The organism is Mesorhizobium sp. STM 4661 (assembly GCF_000359125.1).
GTDB lineage: Bacteria > Pseudomonadota > Alphaproteobacteria > Rhizobiales > Rhizobiaceae > Mesorhizobium.
Genome location: NZ_CAAF010000073.1, coordinates 171,446 through 185,715 on the forward strand (window position 1 = coordinate 171,446; position 14,270 = coordinate 185,715).

Here is a 14,270-nt window from a genome sequence, read left to right on the forward strand (position 1 = left end):
AGATTGCCGTGACCGGAACCGCCCTCTCCGACATCTACCGCGACTACATCGCCTGCCTGAACCAGCAGGACTGGCCGCAGCTGGGACAGTTCGTTGATGACGACGCGATCCACAACGGCCGGCGGCTTGGCCTGTCAGGCTATCGCCAGATGCTGGAGAAGGACTTCGATGACATTCCGGACCTTTATTTCAACGTCCGGATGCTGATTGCCGATCCGCCTTACATAGCGAGCCGGATAGATTTTGACTGTTCGCCGAAGGCAAATTTCCTCGGCCTCCCCTTGAACGGCAAGCGAGTCTCCTTCTCGGAGAACGTGATCTATGAATTCCGCGACGGGAAGATCGTGCAGGTGTGGTCTGTTGTAGACAAGGCGGCTATCGAAGCTCAGCTTTAATGCATATCGCCCAAAAGTGCGCAGCGGTTTTGGGACAACGATATGCATAAAAACAAAGACCTAAAGCGCGGCGCTGAATCTCGTCACACGCGACGCGCTTTAGATCCCATGAGACCGGCGGTCTCCCCGCCATCGACGCTGATCACCGCGCCGTTGATAAAGCTTGCAGCCGGCGACATCAGCCAGGCCACCGTCTCGGCCACATCCTCGGGCGTTCCGAGGCGGCCGACCGGAATGCGGCTTTCCAGCGCTTGCCGGCGGCCGGGAATGGCGAGCGTGTTCGCCATCATCTGCGTGGCGATCTGGCCGGGGCACAGCGTGTTGAAACGAACCTGTGAACCATATTCCAGCGCCAGCGCCTGCGCGAGACCGATGAGTGCTGCCTTGGACGCCGTGTAGATCGCAAGGCCTTCCTCGCCGACGAGGCCGGCGACCGAGGATATCATAACCACCGAGCCAAGGCCGGCGCGCAATCCCGCCAGCGCATGGCGGGTGAACAGATAGGCCGAGGTCGTGTTGGCGGTTATCGTCCGCTCCCAGTCGGCGAGCGTGGTCTGGTCGAAGGCGAGCCTCGCGCCTGTTCCGGCATTGTTGACCAACCCGGCGATGCGGCCCTTGCCGATCTCGAGCGCCATGGCGACCGCGCGTCGGCAGTCGGGCTCACTGGTGGCGTCGCCGGCCGCGGCATCAAGGACGAGTTCAGCCTGATCGCACCGCCGACCCATCTCTACAGGCATTATCAACTCGACGCCGCGGGCGTCGAGAGCGTGGCGCAGTCTTTGCTCGCATAGAAGAAAACAAAAGGAAAAACGCGTCTATTGGCTGTATCTTGTAGAATCAGTGCCGGCAGGAGACGCTAGGACCGGGACAACGACATGCATAAAACAGGGATGTCGAGGAGAACGACGCCGTGAACATTCAGCCGCTCGAACAGGGCAATCTTTCGGCGCGCGCCTATGTCGCGCTTCGCGAGGGATTGATCGCGGGCCAGTTCCGGCCCGGCCAGAGGCTGGTGATGCAGGATCTGGCCGACCGGCTCGGCACCAGCGTCACCCCTGCCCGCGAGGCCTGCCTGCGGCTGGTCAGCGAACGCGGCCTCGAACTGCGCTCGGGCCGTTTCGTCACCGTTCCGGCCCTCACGCTGGCGCGTTACATGGAAGTGCGCACCATTCGGCTGTCGCTGGAGGGCCTGGCGGCCGGCCTTGCCGCTGAGCATGCCAGACCTGAGGACATCGACAGGCTGACTGGCATCCAAACAGTGTTCGAGAAGGCCGACCGGGCTGGCGACCCTGAACAGTCCTTCCGCTACAACAGGGACTTTCATTTCACCGTCTACCGGCTTTCCCGCATGGAAATGCTGGTCTCCCACATTGAAAGCCTGTGGGTCTCGATGGGACCGATGCTCACCGTCTTCTTCAATGAAGGCGAGCACAAATATGTCGGCGCGGCGGAGCATGAGCGCGTGATCGAAGGACTGCGCGAGAAGGATTCGGCGAAGGCCCGTACCGCGATGGAGCGCGACCTGATCCTCGGCGGCGAGGATTTTCTGCGCTTTCTGCGCACCCACGAGGAATTCGTCGTGGCTTGAGGCATCGGACCCAAAAGTGTGAAGCGTTTTGGGAAAATCCGATGCTCAAACTAAAGAGCGTGGCAGAGCTGGAACTCCTGCATCAAAGACGGCATTAACTTCGAAACCAAAATCGCGCGCAATTTCAACAGATTGCAGCGCCACTTTGATTCAAGGTTTCACCTACCGCTGATTCAAACCAGTATCGTCGTCTGACCGGATTGCCAAAGGAGGCGTGCCATGACCGATGAGCCGAGTCGCGTGCCAGCGCGTGATCCCCAGGATCTAGAGCGCCTGCTGATTTCCCGGCAATGGGCAGGAGACATCGACGGAATGGTGGCCCTGTTCGAGCCGCATGCCGTCGTCGACAATGGTGAAGGCCAATTGACGCTTGGCCGCGAAGCGATCCGGGCACTCTTTGCCGACATCACCGCAACGGGCCGGAAATTTGCCGTCGGAGATCAGGCAGCTGCCGTTGTCAACGGGGACCTGGCGCTCACCTCAACCCACCTGCCCGACGGCACCATCACCGCCGAGGTCGCCCGCCGCCAATCCGACGGCACATGGCTATGGGTCATCGACCGGTTCTCCGTCGCGTAGCATCGGAACCATAGTTCGGCGCAATGGTTGTGTGGTCAGCAAGAGATCCTCCTCAAGCAAAACGGAAGGAACGATCATGCGCATGCTGATGACGATTGCCGCCCTGTCGGGGCTCGCTCTGGCGCAGCCGGTCCACGCGCAATTCATCGAACCGCAGCTTCCCCAAAGCGCCCCCGAGGGCCAGGAAACGCTACCTGATCAAGTCCAGCCGGACCCCTCCGATCAGGGCTTCTTCGACCAGGGCTTTACGGGCGTCGCGATCGTCGCCATCGAGGATTTGCCTCCGGATCTCAAGACGCAAGCCGAGGCAGTGATCACCCAGACCAGTGCCGAGGATCTGCAGGCCCTGCAAAGCTCGATCGATGCCTCGCCGCAGGCAACATCGGCGCTTGCCGCAAACGGGCTCAACTCCTCGCAGGTTGTCGCGGCCAACGTCGATGGCGATGGCACCCTGACGCTGATCATCCAGACAACGACCTGATCCGGGCGGTTTGGGCCATTCGGCTTGACCCTTCCGCATGGAGGCAACCATGGGCGAAGAGCGCAGGGCAATCCGCGTCAGCATCGGCGGCAGGGTGCAAGGCGTTTCCTTTCGCGTATGGACGCTCCGCGAAGCCGAAAGGCTCGGCCTTGCCGGATGGGTCCGCAACGAGGACGACGGATCCGTAACGGCACTGATCGTCGGAGCCGAGGGCGCGGTTTCGGCGATGATGACCAGGTTCTGGAAAGGGCCGGGCGGAGCCTCGGTTTCCAGCGTGACATCTGAAAACGTCGATCCCAGTGGGGAGCCCAGGGGATTCGAGATCATTGGCTAGGGCAGCACCGTTCAAGAGGCGGTGGAAATCATCTCGCCGCCTCTCGAGCATTTTTGCAGCCAAATGGAATCATTTGGCGTCCGCATAAATGCGGCAAAACAACAAGCCAAACCGCCACACGCAGCGTCAATGCCCGCTGCGTGCGCAACCTCACGTCAATACGCGAACGTTCCCCGTAGCCAGGCGAGGAAGCCGAGCCTCTCGGACATCGCCGCCCGCACGCGAGACGCCGCCCATCGCGCTCTTATCGTGGCACCGACATGGCAATGGCAGACGATGTCGTGCAACTGCCAGTCGGTCAGCTCGAAGAAGCGCCTGGCTTCACCGTAGGTGTCATCCGTCAAGCCTTGCGCGCGAAAAATCGGATCCTCGAAGGCAACCGTGATCGGCGAGCCGTCGTATCGCATCATTTCGCGTATTTCCGCGGGTTTGTATTCGGTGCCCGCAAACGCTTCGAGGCGCCGATCGGGATTTTGCTCCAGAAGCTTCGCCCAGCGTTCGAGACGTTGGCTCCTGGTCTCCACGAGATATGTTGCTTCAGCGTGAACGTCGGCAACGGCATGCAGTTGGTCAAGTGTCTGGTGCTTCACGGCCGCCTCCTATTCAGCAGGTGAATTTGCCCCAATGGAATTATGGCGCTGCGTGAGGTCGGCAAGGCCCTCATGCGCGCACCAGTCGATCACACTTTTCTGAGGTTGCCGTCTTGCCATGAGCGCGCCCAATCCCCGCAGGATCATCAGAGGCTCAAATCGGAACCATAGGCAGGCGCGGTCGTTCTGCCTGCATCAGCCGCAGAGCGAAACCTGGTGTGGCGAATCCGAAGATTCGCATTCTGCCGAAGTCGATGACGCGCCAAGGCAGAGAGCGCCAAGCGGAAGGAAATCACTCATGGCCATTCTTCCAACTCCCGAACCAACGCCCACGCCTGTCCCCACGCCACCGCCGCTTCCCTCTCCGAAGCCAATGCGTGAACCGGACCCGCAGCTCGCGCAATTGCGCGAGCTTGTCCGCCACTATCCCGAACTCAACCGCCGAGTGCGCCTCGTATCGATGAGCTTCGATCCGGATCACGACACGCCAGCCGTCATGGCCGACTATGGCGCGCTCTGGCGCGATCCTGGCGACGGCGGATCGCAATGGCTTTTCGTGACCGCACCCGGCCAGGCCGCACTTCGTCCGATCCTTGCGGCCTACGACCAGGCGGTTGCACCGGATCCCGATCCGCGGGGACCCGGACGGTGGCCTTAGCCATATCCTTCGCGTCTTCCTGATCGATGAGGCAGGCCTGGTTCGCAACATCTACAGCATGGACTTCCTCGACCCCGACCTCGTGCTGACGGAGAGTGAGCCTGCCGCTCAGCCGGCATCCGCGCGCAACGGCCTGCAGCTTTCGCCGACGATCAGGGCCGGTTGAAAAACGATGTTGCGCACGGGCTCGGACCCCCTCTCCTCGATGCGGTCCACGAGCAGGCGCAGCGCTTCGTTGGTCATGTCGGCAATGGGGTGTTCCGTTCTCGTCAGGCGCGGCTTCAGGCCGCCGGCGCCGGCGACCGTATCCGTCGAGGCGATCGAGACGTCCTGCGGACAGCGCAGGCCAAGATCGGCAATGGCGCGCATCACGCCGATCGCCATGACACCGTTGGCGACATAGATCGCCGTGGGGCGATCGGGCGAGCCCATCATGTCGCGGGCAACCGAATAGGCGGCTTCCTCGCGAAATTCGCCGGACCTGATATGGCCGGGCTGCGGTGCAAGCCCACGCGCCGCCATCGCGTCGATCATGCCGTCGAGCCTGCCCTTGCTGGTGGACAATTGCATCGGACCGGTGACCGAGCCGATGCGGCGATGTCCAAGATCGAGCAAATAGTCGACGGCCTGCCTGCCGGCGGCCCAATTGTCGATGGTCACCGTATCGGCGCTGTTGCCTTTGATCGAGCGGCCGAGAAGCACGGTTGCGATGCCTTCGAACTCATGCGGCTGGTATTGATTGGCCGCGCCCACGGGTACCAGAACCATGCCGTCGCAACCTAGGGTGCGAATTCGCGACAGGATGCGCCGTTCGGTGTCGGGCTTTTCATCGCTGTTGAAGAGAACCAGCGAATAGCCCCAGGCCGCGACCGCTGCCTCCGCCGACCAGACAATGCGTGCGTAGAACGGGTTCGAGAGATCGGCCACCGCAAGGGCGATCAGCTGGCTGCGGCTGCGGCGCAGATTGCGGGCAGCCAGCGACGGTTCATAGCGCAGTTCGCGAATGGCGGTGACGACGCGAGCCCTCAGCTCCGGGCTGACAAAGGCAGAATCGTTCATGACCGCCGAGACCGTCGCAGTCGACACGCCTGCCTTTCTGGCAACGTCTTTGATGGTGGCCATTTTGCCTTGATAGCTAATCGTTTCGCTAAGTCTGGTTTAGATTTATGGCTGTGTCCAGCGGATTCACGCTTGCATTGAGCCGCATTTTGCGGGACGTTAGCGAAACGGTTTGCTGTCAACGAGGCTCTGACGGCAGACAGACGAAGGGAGGAAAAACATGAAAAAGATTGCTTGCATCATCGCGCTTGGAGCGCTTTCGCTGGCGACGGCTGGCGCTGCCGCGCAGGACAAGCCGCTTCTCGGCATCGTGTCGATCAGCGCCACCGAAGCGAACAATGTCCGCTACATCCAGGGTGCCACGAAGGCCGCCGACGAGCTTGGCTGGCAGACCAATGTCGTCGATGCCGCCGGCAGCGCCGATCAGGCCAACTCGGCGATCCAGAATTTCGCGCAGCTCAAGGCGCATGCGATCATCGACATGGTGTTTCCCTATTCGTCGATCGGCGCCGGTCTGGCTGCCGCCGGCGACGCTGGAATACCCGTCGTGACCTGGGGCGGCGGGCTTGGCTCGACCGTTGCCGCCACCAATGGCTCGGGCGGCCCGATGGCGATCCCGGTCGTCGACCTGATGGTCAAGAAAATGGAGGGCAAGGGTTCGATACTGGCCCTCACCTACCGGACCGGCGAAGTCTGCCGGAACCGTGAAGTCGTCATGGACGAGATCGTCGCCAAAAATCCCGGTATCACCGTCACCAAGAACGAAGTGCGCATTCCCGGCTATTTCGAGGACGGCGCCCAATACGCCAATGCCTGGCTGGCCTCGCATCCGGCCGGCCAGGAAAACCTGGCGATCTGGGGATGCTGGGACGACCCGGCGATCGGCGCCATCGGTTCGCTGCGCGCGCAAGGCCGCGACGACGTGCTCGTCTACGGCATCAACGGCAATGCCCAGGCGCTGGAGAACATCAAGAACGGCTTCATGACCGCAACGGCCTGGCAGGACAGCTTCACCGAGGGCTACAACATGGTCAAGATGTTGAAGGACATCAAGGACGCAGGCGGCGCATGGCAGGCCAAGGCTGCCGAAGTCCCGGCTGTGCTGGTGACCAAGGAAACCGTCGACGCCTTTCTCAAGGACCATCCGGAAGCCATAAAGTAGGACTTGGTTTGCAGGCGGCGTTCACAAGGGGTGCGCCGCAGCAGGCGGCGCCGATGACAACTCCGTTCCTGGTCGCACACGATATCGCAAAGGCCTTTGGCGGCGCACAGGCGCTGAAGGGTGTGTCGCTCGACATTGCGCCGGGTGAAATCCATGGTCTTGTCGGCGCCAATGGCGCCGGCAAGTCGACCTTCATCCGCATCCTGGCCGGACTGAACCATCCTGACGCCGGCCGTATCGAAATCGACGGCCAGAGTCGAGAGATCGCCACGCCGCAGCGGGCCACCGAACTCGGCATGAGTTTCATTCACCAGGAACTGGCCTTCGTGCCGGGCATGACCGTGCTGCAGAACATCATGCTGGGCGTGCCGAAGAAATCGCGCTTTGGGCTGACCGACTGGCGGGCGATCGCGCGCGACGTCGCGCCGATCGCCAGGCGCGTCGGCATATCGGCACCGCTCAACGCCAGCGTGAAGGGCCTTTCGACGGCCGAGATATGGCTGATCAACATTTGCCGTGCCCTGGTGCGCAAGGCGCGGCTGATCGTCATGGACGAACCGACGGCATCGCTGGCCGCGAGCGAGGCGGAACGGCTCTTTGCGATCGTGCGCGATCTCTCGGCCTCGGGAGTGGCGGTGCTCTACATTTCACACCGGCTGGACGAGATCCTCAACCTTTGCTCGCGCGTGTCGGTGTTTCGCGACGGCCGCTCCGTGGCCGAGCTCGCCGGAAAAGAGCTCAACCGGCCCGCGCTGGTCGAGGCGATTGTCGGCGGCGCCATCCGGAACCCGCAAAGGACAGTCGCGGCAAGGCCGCGCGGCAATGTCGTGATGGAGGCAAGCAAGCTGACGCGGGCGCCGAAAGTTCGCGGCGTCAGCCTTAGGCTTCACGCCGGCGAAGTGCTGGGCATTGGCGGCCTTGTCGGCGCCGGGCGCACCGAACTTGCCCGGCTGCTTTTCGGAGCGGACCGGCCGGACAGCGGCGAGATGAGGCTGGCGGGCCGGTCCTATCAGCCCGCCTCCCCGGCGGCGGCTGTCCGCGCCGGGCTTGGATTGATCCCAGAGGAGCGCCGGGCCGAAGCGCTGTTCCTGTCCAAGAGCATCGCCTTCAATCTCAGCATCGCCAATCTCGACAAGCTTGTGCACGGCCGATACCTGCCGCTGATGAACCGCCGCGCCCGCGCCTCAATGGCCGGCGATATGATCCGGTCGCTGTCGATAAAGGCGCGCAATGCCAGCACGCCCGTTGGCCGCCTCAGCGGCGGCAATCAGCAGAAGGTTGCGATCGGCCGTTGGCTGCAGCGTACGCCGAAAGTGCTGATCCTCGACGAGCCGACGCGAGGCGTCGACATCGGCGCGCGCGGAGAGATCCACCGGCTGATCCGCCAGCAGGCGGACTCCGGAATGGCGGTTCTGGTGATCTCGTCGGAACCGGACGAACTGCCCGATCTGTGCGACCGCGTGCTGGTGATGGCGGAAGGCCGCATCGTTCGCGAACTGACCGGCCAGGCCGTGTCGCGAAAGGCGATCGTCGAGGCAAGTTACGTCGACCCGCAAGCACTGATGGAGGATCATCCGGCATGAGCGATGTTGCGATTAGCGCCCGGCGTCTGTCGCCCGGAACCAAGGCAGTGCTCGGCATCTTTGCCCGCTACGGAACAATCATCGGACTGCTGGCGATGATCGTCACCTTCTCGATCCTGTCGCCGCAAGCCTTTCCCACCGTCAATAATTTCACCAATGTACTGAACCAGGCCTCGCTGGCCATGATCATTGCCGGCGGGCTGACGCTTGCCGTGGTCGTCGGCGAACTCGACCTGTCCATCGGCTTCGCCGCCAGCCTGCACGGCATTCTGATCACCGGTCTTGTCGTCCACGACAAGCTGCCGATCCCGCTTGCCGTGGTCATCGTCATCGCATTGGGCGCGGTGATCGGTCTCGTCAACGGCTTCATCGTCACCAAGATCAAGGTCAATTCCGTCATCGCGACGCTGGGCGTCGGCACGATCCTGACTGGTCTTGCCTTCGCCTATTCCGCCGGCGTTCCCATTGTCGCGGGCGTGCCGGAGGCATTCCTCCAGCTCTCGCTCGGCCGCTGGCTGTTCGGCATCCCCAACAACATCATCGTCATGATCCTCGTTCTCGGCGGGCTTTGGCTCCTGGTCGAGCGGACACCGCTCGGCCAGGAGATCCAAGCGGTCGGCGGCAACGCCGTGGCGGCCCGCCTTGCCGGCGTGAATGTCGACCGCATCAAGATCCTCGGCTTCGTCATTTCGGGAATGTGCGCGGCGCTGACCGGGATCCTGCTTGCCTCGCGGCTGGGCAGCGGCACGGCAAGTGCCGCCGACTCCTACCTGCTCACCGCCTTCGCCGCGGTCTTTCTTGGCTCGGCAACGCTGCGTGACGGCGAATTCCATGTGCTTGGCACGCTGGTCGGTGCCCTCATCATCGCCTTCGGCTTCAACGGCCTCAACATTTTCGGCGCCCCCACTTTCTCGCAGTATGTGTTGCAGGGCGCCATTCTCATCATTGCCGTGGGTATGGCCAGTCTCGGCCGCTCGCTGGCGGAGCGCTGAAGGAGGAAACGATGACAAGCGAGAACAAACCTTGGGACGTTTATGTCATCGAGTTCGCCCGATCGCGGCAGCAGCCCTGGGTGGATCTCGTCGCCGGCATGTATGACGACGGCAAGGTCGATCTGCCCTTCTCCTTCGTCCTGTTGCGGCGCGGCGACCGCAACGTATTGGTCGACACCGGCTTCATCCAGGAATCGAGCGATGCCTTCTCGCTGAAATTTGGCATTCCCTACTGGGTCTCTCCGGTTCGCATGCTGGCCGAGCTTGGCATTGGACCCAGCGGCATCACCGACATTTTTGTCACCCATGCGCATTTCGATCACATGGGATCGATCGCCGAATTCCCGAACGCAAATCTCCACATCCAGAAAAGCGAGTTGCTTTCCTGGTATGAGGCAATCGCTTTGCCTCCCCGCTTCGGTCACCTCACCGCCATCATCGATCCCGATACGCTGCGCGCCGCCCTCGATGCATCGGTCGAACACCGCGTCTCGCTGATCGACGGCGACAAGGACGATGTGCTGCCGGGCATCCATGTCCGGCTGGGCAGCGGCCACACGATCGGGCAGCAATTCGTCATCGTCCAGTCGGCGCGCGGCAGGCTGGTCATCTCCGGCGACTGCGTCTATTCGAGCCGGCAGATCACCGGGCACAAGCATGACGGCGTCTACGCGCCGCTGAACAATGCCGTCGGCAGCGTCTGGGAACAGCTTAAAACCATCGACCGCATCAACACCGAGATCGGCGGCGATCTTGGGCAACTGATCATCCTGCACGACATAGAGCGGTGGAAAGGTCTGCCCATCGTGGCGGAACTCGAAGGGTTTCGTATCGTCAGGGCCGGATAGGAAGGCACGCCTTGGGTGCGGAGGAAGAGCTTGTTTCGCCAGCCGCTGTTTCGTAAGAGCATCGCCTATGCTCGAAAGCGAACCGCCTCGAAGCCTTTATCGCGAGACGGCCGGCGGCACCGGCAGCTACCCGGCCCTGGCCGGTGCGCAGCGGGCAAGGATCGCCATTGTCGGCGGCGGCTTCACGGGCCTTTCGACGGCCTTGCATCTGGCTGAAGCCGGCGAGGACGTCGCCGTGATCGAGGCCCGCCAGCCGGGCTGGGGCGCCTCGGGCCGAAACGGCGGCCAGGTCAATCCCGGCCTCAAATACGATCCCGACACGATAGAGGCGCGGTTCGGCACGGATCTCGGGCCGCGCATGGTCGACTTCTCCCATGGCGCGCCCGACTTCACCTTCGATCTCATCAAGCGACTGTCGATCGCCTGCGACGCCCGGCAGAACGGCACAATACGTGCCGCCGTCCGCCCGAAGCCGGCCGGCGCGGTGCGGGCCACGGCCGGGCAATGCGAGCGGCGAGGCATGCCGGTCGCCATTCTGGACGCAAAGGCGATGGCGGCGCGAACCGGCACGGACAGATATATGTCGGGCATGTTCGACGCCCGCGGCGGCGATCTCCATCCCTTGAAATATGCCCTTGGTCTGGCAGCCGCGGCGCAAAATGCCGGCGCGCGGATCTTCGGCGACAGCGAGGTCCTCTCGCTCAGCAGCGAGGCCGGACGGTGGCTCCTCAAAACCGCCAACGGTTCTCTCAGCGCCGAGAAGGTTCTCATCGCGACCAACGGCTATACCGGCACTCTCTGGCCGGGCCTGAAGCAATCCCTCGTTCCGGTGTTCAGCGCCATCGCTGCGACCGAACCGCTGCCGTCCCCGGTTGCCGGGGCAATCCTTCCCGAAAGGCAGGTCGTCTATGAGGCCGGCAACATTACTGTCTACTACCGGATCGATGCGCAGAACCGCCTCCTGATGGGCGGCCGGGGACCAATGCGTCCTATCGAGAATGCTTCCGCCATCGGCTACCTCACCGACTATGCGCGGCAACTCTGGCCAGCGCTTGCCGGAACACGCTGGACACATGGCTGGAACGGCCGGGTCGCGATCACCAAGGATCATCTCTTGCACGTGCACGAGCCGGAAGACGGCATCCTGATCTGCCTCGGCTACAATGGTCGCGGCGTTGCCATGGCCTCGGCGATGGGCAGCGTCCTGGCTAAACGTCTTCGCGGCGACGAGACCGCCCCCTTCCCGATGCCGATATCGCCGGTGCAGAGGATCGGGTTCCACCGGTTCTGGCCGCTGGGTGTGAGGGCGGCGATCCTGTCGGGGCGGCTGAAGGACCGGTTCGGCCTTTGATGCGGTGAGCGTTGATGATGGCGCGATCCGGAGATGTCTGGGAGACCCGCGCTGAACTCACACGGAGCCGGTCATTCCACCATCGACATAGATGATCTGGCCGGTCACGAAACTCGATGCATTGGAAGCCAGGAAGATCGCCGCGCCGCCCAGTTCGTCCACCTCGCCCCATCTGGCCAATGGCGTCCGGCCAGCCAGCCAGCGCGAGAACTCGGCATCCTTCACCAGCGCCTCGTTCATATCCGTCTGGAAATAGCCGGGCGCCAAACCATTCACCCGGATGCCGTGCGGGCCAAGTTCCGCCGCAAGGCCCTTGGTCAGCATTTTCATGGCGCCCTTCGATGCGGTGTATGGCACGATCGAGGGGCGCCCGAGTTCGCTCTGCACCGAGCAGATATTGATGATGGAACCCTGTTTGCGGCCTATCATCGACCGAACGACCGGTTGGGTGAGGTAGAACGCGCTGTAGAGATTTGTCCGCATCAACTTGTCGAACATGTCGGCCGGGAAATCGGCGAAGGGTGCCCGGTGCTGCATGCCGGCATTGTTGACGAGGATGTCGATCGGCCTGAATTCCGCTGTGAGCCTGCCGATTTCGCGCTCGACATCCTCAGCCACGGTGACATCGAAAGTGGAACCGATCGCCTCGATGCCTAATGCTCTCAGGGATCCCAGGGCCTTTTGAACCTGATCTTCATCGCGCCCGTTGATGATGACGGCGGCACCCGCCTTGCCGAGGGCCTTGGCAAGCGCCAGGCCGATGCCCCGGCTCGATCCCGAAATGAAGGCGGTTTTGCCGGCAAGGCCGAACAGGTGCGATAGGTCGGTCAAAGCGTCTTTCCCAAAATGGCGGCCAATCGTCAGGCGGTAAAAATTGCAGTTGAACCTTCATGCTTCGGCTCTTGTCGGCGGCCAGATCAAAGGCCTGCCGCGCATCGTAGGCGCGGATGACCGCTGTCAGCAATGGTGAGATCGACAAGGCCGCGGGCCGTTCCTGTCGACTTCGCGGCGCAACGGCGCTCTCCATCCGGGAACAGGAAGGCTGCCTTGCGAGTTTCATGCTGAGCACCCGCGCAACATACGTGGCGCGGCCGCATTAAGGAGAGGAAATATGGGCCTTGGAACCATTCTCATCATCATTTTGATACTCGCCCTGCTGGGCGGTTTTTCCGGCTTGGGCGGCGGGCCATTTTATGGGACCGGCTATTACGGCGGCGGCGGTTTGGGGCTCGTCTTGCTCGTCGTCATCATTCTCGTCGTCCTCGGGCGCATCTAACCTGCCGCGAGACGGGCCAGCCCGCCGCTCCCTAGGGGTCGGCGGGCTTTTGCTGAAAAATCGGAGGCGTTGGTGAAGCGCAAACTCGACCTGAGAGGCGGACGGCCCGTCTGGTTCTCCTATCGCGCATCATCGGTGCCGGCGGGAAAACTGACGCGGGATGTAAAGACCGACGTGCTGGTCGTCGGCATGGGGGTCAGTGGCGCCATGGCGACTGAGGCGCTGACGCGCGCCGGCCATTCGGTGATCTGCATCGACCGGCGCGGACCGTTGAAGGGATCGACCTCGGCGACGACGGCCTTGGTGCAGTTCGAGCTTGACCAACCCCTGACGAAACTTTCGGCGAGCAAGGGAAAGGCCGATGCCGAACAGGCATGGCGGCGCTCGCGCCTGGCGGTAATTAATCTGAGCGGACGGGTTGCCGAACTCGGCATCGATTGCAGCCTGACCTGTTTGCCTTCCCTTTATCTTGCCGGCAATCTGCTCCGTCCGGCCGAATTGCAGGAGGAGGCGGAGGCCCGCCGACAAGCCGGAATCGCCGCAACCTATCTGACCCGCCAGGCTCTCGCGGAAAGGTTCGGCATCCATCGCGCCGCCGCCATTCTCAGCCATGGCAATCTTGCGCTCGACCCGCGCAAGCTCACCGCGGGTCTGCTGCTCAGGTCGCTGGTCCGCAAGGCGCGTTTCCATGCGCCGGTCGAGGCGACAGCCATCGAACATGGCCGTGGCCAGATTAGCGTTGGCACCAGCCTCGGGCCGACTATCACGGCGCAGCATCTGGTATTGGCAACGGGTTACGAACTGACCGATCTCATACCGGCGACCGCACACCGCATAGTTTCGACTTGGGCAATCGCCACTGGACGGCAAGCAGACAAGATCTGGCCAGGCGCCGCTCTCATCTGGGAAGCGTCGGATCCTTACCTCTACATCAGGGCAACCGCCGACGGCCGCGTCATCTGCGGCGGCGAGGATGAGGATTTCACCGACGAGACCCGTCGCGATGCGCTGACCGCCGACAAGTCCAAACGCCTGGCGGCAAAACTGGGCAGCCTGTTCCCAAGGCTCGACGTCGGCCCCGAATTTGCCTGGGCCGGCTCCTTCGGCACCACGACATCGGGGCTGCCTTATATCGGGGCCCTACCCGGTCATCCGCGCGTTCATGCCGTGATGGGCTATGGCGGCAACGGCATCACATTCTCGCAGATCGCTTCGGAGATCGTTGCGTCTGCAATCGGCGGCCGCGATGACACGGATGCAGAGCTTTTCGCATTCCGCCGCTCCTGATGCGGCGCGAGCAGCTGGCGTCGACAAAGTCGACAAACAAGAGGCTATCCAGGTACACGAGGCGGCCTCGCGTTCGCCGGATCGCTT

Annotated in this window: 17 protein-coding genes; 13 read left to right on the forward strand and 4 right to left on the reverse strand. The window is 62.7% G+C overall.

All coding sequences use genetic code 11. The features are described 5' to 3' along the window. Positions 1-8: 8 nt before the first annotated feature. The gene (locus tag MESS4_RS25070) at positions 9-395 is read left to right on the forward strand and encodes an ester cyclase (protein ID WP_006337065.1); all 387 of its coding nucleotides are present in this window, start codon (positions 9-11) and stop codon (positions 393-395) included. Between the two features lie 83 nt (positions 396-478). On the opposite strand, the gene MESS4_RS25075 is transcribed toward MESS4_RS25070, so the two are convergent. Further along, entirely contained in the window at positions 479-1,132 is a 654-nt protein-coding gene (locus tag MESS4_RS25075) for an SDR family oxidoreductase (RefSeq protein WP_157385667.1), read from the reverse strand. A gap of 173 nt (positions 1,133-1,305) precedes the next feature. Here MESS4_RS25075 and MESS4_RS25080 point away from each other — a divergent pair, with 173 nt between their 5' ends. From MESS4_RS25080 to MESS4_RS25095, 4 genes are all read left to right on the forward strand, one after another. Beyond that, on the forward strand, positions 1,306-1,983 hold the full coding sequence (locus MESS4_RS25080) for a GntR family transcriptional regulator (protein ID WP_006337067.1): 678 nt from the start codon (positions 1,306-1,308) through the stop codon (positions 1,981-1,983). A 219-nt stretch (positions 1,984-2,202) separates the two neighbouring features. Then, positions 2,203-2,562 carry a nuclear transport factor 2 family protein gene (locus tag MESS4_RS25085; RefSeq protein WP_006337068.1) on the forward strand — a complete coding sequence of 120 codons (360 nt, stop codon included), beginning with the start codon at positions 2,203-2,205 and terminating at the stop codon, positions 2,560-2,562. A 76-nt stretch (positions 2,563-2,638) separates the two neighbouring features. Next, the gene (locus tag MESS4_RS25090) at positions 2,639-3,043 is read left to right on the forward strand and encodes a hypothetical protein (RefSeq protein ID WP_006337069.1); all 405 of its coding nucleotides are present in this window, start codon (positions 2,639-2,641) and stop codon (positions 3,041-3,043) included. A gap of 49 nt (positions 3,044-3,092) precedes the next feature. Next, positions 3,093-3,377 carry an acylphosphatase gene (locus MESS4_RS25095; protein WP_006337070.1) on the forward strand — a complete coding sequence of 95 codons (285 nt, stop codon included), beginning with the start codon at positions 3,093-3,095 and terminating at the stop codon, positions 3,375-3,377. Positions 3,378-3,532: 155 nt separating this feature from the next. On the opposite strand, the gene MESS4_RS25100 is transcribed toward MESS4_RS25095, so the two are convergent. Next, positions 3,533-3,967, reverse strand: coding sequence for a hypothetical protein (locus MESS4_RS25100; RefSeq protein ID WP_006337071.1), 435 nt, complete (start codon positions 3,965-3,967; stop codon positions 3,533-3,535). 373 nt (positions 3,968-4,340) lie between these two features. On the opposite strand from MESS4_RS25100, the gene MESS4_RS33755 reads away from it, so the two are divergent. Next, entirely contained in the window at positions 4,341-4,625 is a 285-nt protein-coding gene (locus tag MESS4_RS33755; protein WP_051070916.1) for an SCO family protein, read from the forward strand. Positions 4,626-4,733: 108 nt separating this feature from the next. Here MESS4_RS33755 and MESS4_RS25110 read toward each other — a convergent pair whose 3' ends face one another. Continuing rightward, on the reverse strand, positions 4,734-5,747 hold the full coding sequence (locus MESS4_RS25110; protein WP_006337074.1) for a LacI family DNA-binding transcriptional regulator: 1,014 nt from the start codon (positions 5,745-5,747) through the stop codon (positions 4,734-4,736). 157 nt (positions 5,748-5,904) lie between these two features. Here MESS4_RS25110 and MESS4_RS25115 point away from each other — a divergent pair, with 157 nt between their 5' ends. The 5 genes from MESS4_RS25115 (at position 5,905) to MESS4_RS25135 (ending at position 11,620) form a co-directional block, all read left to right on the forward strand. Further along, a complete protein-coding gene (locus MESS4_RS25115) occupies positions 5,905-6,846 on the forward strand; it encodes a sugar ABC transporter substrate-binding protein (RefSeq protein ID WP_006337076.1) in 942 nt (313 codons plus the stop codon). Between the two features lie 53 nt (positions 6,847-6,899). Continuing rightward, positions 6,900-8,429 carry a sugar ABC transporter ATP-binding protein gene (locus MESS4_RS25120; protein WP_036242074.1) on the forward strand — a complete coding sequence of 510 codons (1,530 nt, stop codon included), beginning with the start codon at positions 6,900-6,902 and terminating at the stop codon, positions 8,427-8,429. Beyond that, positions 8,426-9,421: an ABC transporter permease gene (locus tag MESS4_RS25125; protein ID WP_006337078.1), complete on the forward strand. Its 996-nt coding sequence runs from the start codon at positions 8,426-8,428 to the stop codon at positions 9,419-9,421. Before MESS4_RS25120 ends, MESS4_RS25125 begins: the two co-directional genes overlap by 4 nt. Before the next feature lie 11 nt (positions 9,422-9,432). Then, positions 9,433-10,269, forward strand: coding sequence for an N-acyl homoserine lactonase family protein (locus tag MESS4_RS25130; protein ID WP_006337086.1), 837 nt, complete (start codon positions 9,433-9,435; stop codon positions 10,267-10,269). A gap of 67 nt (positions 10,270-10,336) precedes the next feature. After that, the gene (locus MESS4_RS25135; protein WP_006337087.1) at positions 10,337-11,620 is read left to right on the forward strand and encodes an FAD-binding oxidoreductase; all 1,284 of its coding nucleotides are present in this window, start codon (positions 10,337-10,339) and stop codon (positions 11,618-11,620) included. A gap of 57 nt (positions 11,621-11,677) precedes the next feature. Here the strand turns inward: MESS4_RS25135 and MESS4_RS25140 are convergent, their stop codons facing one another. Then, entirely contained in the window at positions 11,678-12,451 is a 774-nt protein-coding gene (locus MESS4_RS25140) for a glucose 1-dehydrogenase (protein WP_006337088.1), read from the reverse strand. Positions 12,452-12,731: 280 nt separating this feature from the next. On the opposite strand from MESS4_RS25140, the gene MESS4_RS32670 reads away from it, so the two are divergent. Further along, positions 12,732-12,896: a DUF3309 family protein gene (locus tag MESS4_RS32670; protein WP_006337089.1), complete on the forward strand. Its 165-nt coding sequence runs from the start codon at positions 12,732-12,734 to the stop codon at positions 12,894-12,896. A 72-nt stretch (positions 12,897-12,968) separates the two neighbouring features. After that, positions 12,969-14,183 (forward strand): FAD-binding oxidoreductase, encoded by a 1,215-nt coding sequence (locus MESS4_RS25145; RefSeq protein WP_006337090.1) that lies wholly within the window; start codon positions 12,969-12,971, stop codon positions 14,181-14,183. The last annotated feature ends 87 nt before the right edge of the window (positions 14,184-14,270 follow it).

What these genes read in the sequence shown, in the direction of transcription:
- MESS4_RS25125 (WP_006337078.1), top strand. Translation starts at nt 8,426, where the DNA reads ATGAGCGATGTTGCGATTAGCGCCCGGCGTCTGTCGCCCGGAACCAAG.
- MESS4_RS32670 (WP_006337089.1), top strand. Translation starts at nt 12,732, where the DNA reads ATGGGCCTTGGAACCATTCTCATCATCATTTTGATACTCGCCCTGCTG.
- MESS4_RS25130 (WP_006337086.1), top strand. Translation starts at nt 9,433, where the DNA reads ATGACAAGCGAGAACAAACCTTGGGACGTTTATGTCATCGAGTTCGCC.
- MESS4_RS25120 (WP_036242074.1), top strand. Translation starts at nt 6,900, where the DNA reads ATGACAACTCCGTTCCTGGTCGCACACGATATCGCAAAGGCCTTTGGC.
- MESS4_RS25135 (WP_006337087.1), top strand. Translation starts at nt 10,337, where the DNA reads ATGCTCGAAAGCGAACCGCCTCGAAGCCTTTATCGCGAGACGGCCGGC.
- MESS4_RS33755 (WP_051070916.1), top strand. Translation starts at nt 4,341, where the DNA reads ATGCGTGAACCGGACCCGCAGCTCGCGCAATTGCGCGAGCTTGTCCGC.
- MESS4_RS25090 (WP_006337069.1), top strand. Translation starts at nt 2,639, where the DNA reads ATGCGCATGCTGATGACGATTGCCGCCCTGTCGGGGCTCGCTCTGGCG.
- MESS4_RS25075 (WP_157385667.1), bottom strand. Translation starts at nt 1,132, where the DNA reads ATGCCTGTAGAGATGGGTCGGCGGTGCGATCAGGCTGAACTCGTCCTT.
- MESS4_RS25085 (WP_006337068.1), top strand. Translation starts at nt 2,203, where the DNA reads ATGACCGATGAGCCGAGTCGCGTGCCAGCGCGTGATCCCCAGGATCTA.
- MESS4_RS25110 (WP_006337074.1), bottom strand. Translation starts at nt 5,747, where the DNA reads ATGGCCACCATCAAAGACGTTGCCAGAAAGGCAGGCGTGTCGACTGCG.
- MESS4_RS25095 (WP_006337070.1), top strand. Translation starts at nt 3,093, where the DNA reads ATGGGCGAAGAGCGCAGGGCAATCCGCGTCAGCATCGGCGGCAGGGTG.
- MESS4_RS25115 (WP_006337076.1), top strand. Translation starts at nt 5,905, where the DNA reads ATGAAAAAGATTGCTTGCATCATCGCGCTTGGAGCGCTTTCGCTGGCG.